Source organism: Microbacterium sp. ISL-103, from assembly GCF_018613995.1.
Lineage (GTDB): Bacteria > Actinomycetota > Actinomycetes > Actinomycetales > Microbacteriaceae > Microbacterium.
Map to the genome: position 1 here is coordinate 1 of NZ_JAGGPD010000624.1, position 2452 is coordinate 2452.

General features: G+C 69.8%; 3 protein-coding genes. 1 reads left to right on the forward strand and 2 read right to left on the reverse strand.

Annotated elements, in window-relative coordinates; all coding sequences use genetic code 11:
- Positions 1 to 474, reverse strand: a 474-nt coding sequence (locus J7E68_RS18785; RefSeq protein ID WP_215175067.1) for an L-threonylcarbamoyladenylate synthase, incomplete at its 3' end; no start/stop codon positions are given.
- Positions 475 to 521: 47 nt separating this feature from the next.
- Positions 522 to 1382 carry a peptide chain release factor N(5)-glutamine methyltransferase gene (gene prmC, locus J7E68_RS18790; protein ID WP_215175068.1) on the reverse strand — a complete coding sequence of 287 codons (861 nt, stop codon included), beginning with the start codon at positions 1380 to 1382 and terminating at the stop codon, positions 522 to 524.
- 101 nt (positions 1383 to 1483) lie between these two features.
- On the opposite strand from prmC, the gene cysK reads away from it, so the two are divergent.
- The gene (gene cysK, locus J7E68_RS18795; RefSeq protein ID WP_215175069.1) at positions 1484 to 2422 is read left to right on the forward strand and encodes a cysteine synthase A; all 939 of its coding nucleotides are present in this window, start codon (positions 1484 to 1486) and stop codon (positions 2420 to 2422) included.
- Positions 2423 to 2452: the final 30 nt, after the last annotated feature.

Genomic DNA, 2452 nt, shown 5'->3' on the forward strand with positions numbered 1-2452 from the left:
GGGGTCCAGTGCCGGGATCGCGGAGTCGGGGCCGGTGAGGTGGGCGCTCGAGACGGCGAGCGGGCCGGTCTCGGCGAGCAGTTCGAGGGCCACACGGCCCTCGGGCATCCGCACCGCGACGGTGCCCTGGGGGTCGCCCAGATCCCAGACGAGCGAGGCCTGCGCGGGCAGCACGATGGTCAGCCCGCCGGGCCAGAACGCGTCGACGAGTCGCTGCACCGGCTCGGGAACCGATTCTGCGAGTGCGTGCAGCACCTCTTTGGATCCGACGAGAACGGGCGGCGGCTGGTTGCGGCCTCGCCCCTTCGCATCGAGCAGTCGCTGCACTGCGGCAGGAGAGAAGGCGTCGGCGGCGACTCCGTAGACGGTGTCTGTGGGCATCACGATGAGTTCGCCGCGACTGATCGCCTGGCGTGCGTGACGCATTCCGGCGAGGAGCTGGCCCTCGTCGCCGCAATCGAAGATGGAGGACATGACGATCCGATTCTAGTTGGGATGCCTGTGCGATTCGTGTCTGCGCCTCAGGGGCGCAGGGCCGTCGTCGCCCGGTCACGCAGGGTCAGGTCGCGGTGGGTCGCCGCTGCCCGCCATCCGTCGCGGGTGAGGATGCTGCGGATCTCCGCCCCCTGCAGCTCCCCGTGCTCGATCACGAGCAGCCCGCCCGCGTGGAGCAGCTCGAGAGCGCGCACGCTCAGCACGCGCACGATGTCGAGTCCGTCCTCTCCTCCATAGAGCGCCATCGACGGATCGAACAGACGCACCTCGGGGTCGCGCGGGACCGCCGCGTCCGGCACATAGGGAGGATTGGATATCACCACAGATGCGGTGCCGTCGAGCTCGCCGAACGCGTGAGCGAGGTCGTCGTTGACGAGAGTGAGGTTCGCGGCGCCCGCAGTGTTGCGCTGCGCCCACGGGAAGGCGTCCGGCGACAGCTCGGTCGCATAGATGCGCGCATGCGGGACCTCGGTGGCCATGGCGAGGGCGATAGCCCCACTGCCGGTGCCGAGGTCGATGCCGATCGGCTCGGGGAGAGCGGAGCCGAGCAGCGCGTCGATGGCGTACTGCACGACGGTCTCGGTCTCGGGCCGCGGCACGAAGACGCCGGGCCCGACGGCGAGCCCGAGGGGCCGGAACGGCGCGGGGCCGGTGATGTGCTGCAGCGGCTCCCTCGCGGAGCGGCGGGCGATGAGCGCGTCGAGCACCTCGGACAGTGCGGCGTCGATCGAATCCCCCCGGACGACGGCGGCCTGCACCTCGCCACGGCGAGCGCCGAGCACATGACCGGCGAGCAGCTCGGCATCGACGAGGGGGTCCGGGACTCCCGCCTCCGCCAGCCGTCGAGCGGCGGCGTGCACGGCGGACGCGAGCGAGATTTCAGGCATGACACCCAGCGTAGGCCGCGGGAAGGTGTCATATTGCCCGCCCCCAGGAAGCGCTCGCCTAGGCTGGAGCGGCAGTCACCCCGCACAGGAAGGCTCTCCCCATGCCCGGTATCCACTCCGACATCACCTCCGCTTTCGGCAACACTCCCTTGGTTCGCCTGAATCGGGTCACCGAGGGCCTCGGCGCGACGGTGCTCGCCAAGCTCGAGTTCTACAACCCGGCCTCGAGCGTCAAGGATCGGCTCGGCATCGCCATCGTCGACGCCGCGGAGGCGTCGGGAGAGCTGAAGCCCGGCGGCACGATCGTGGAGGCGACCAGCGGCAACACCGGTATCGCGCTGGCGATGGTCGGTGCCGCGCGCGGGTACAAGGTGATCCTCACGATGCCCGCGTCGATGTCGAAGGAGCGGCGATTGCTTCTCAGGGCGTTCGGCGCCGAGCTCGTACTCACGGACCCCACCAAAGGCATGACGCACGCGATCGCCGAGGCGGAGGACATCGCGGCCCGCACGCCGGGTGCAGTGCTGGCGAAGCAGTTCGCCAACGAGGCGAACCCCGCGATCCACCGGCGGACCACGGCCGAGGAGATCCTGCGCGACACGGAGGGAAGCGTCGACTACCTCGTCGCCGGCATCGGCACCGGTGGAACCATCACCGGGGTCGGCCAGGTGCTGAAGGAGCGCGTCCCCGGCGTGCAGATCGTCGCCGTCGAGCCCAAGGACTCCCCCATCCTCACCGAGGGACACCCCGGACCGCACAAGATCCAGGGCATCGGACCGAACTTCGTGCCCCCCAGCCTCGATCGTGACGTCCTCGACGAGGTCATCGACGTCACCTTCGACGACGCTATCCGTGTCGCGCGTGAGACCGCGAGCAGGGAGGGCATCCTCGTGGGCATGTCGAGCGGTGCCGCGATCTGGGCGGCTCTGGAGGTCGCCCGGCGCCCGGAGGCTGCGGGGAAGACCATCGTCGTGATCATCCCCTCGTTCGGCGAACGCTATCTCTCGACCGCCCTGTACGAAGACCTCCGCGAGTCCTGAACCGCGCATGGACATGATCGGCCGAATGCG

Bases quoted from the DNA above. Each gene is read 5' to 3' on its own strand.
- prmC (WP_215175068.1), bottom strand. From the start codon at position 1,382: ATGCCTGAAATCTCGCTCGCGTCCGCCGTGCACGCCGCCGCTCGACGG.
- cysK (WP_215175069.1), top strand. From the start codon at position 1,484: ATGCCCGGTATCCACTCCGACATCACCTCCGCTTTCGGCAACACTCCC.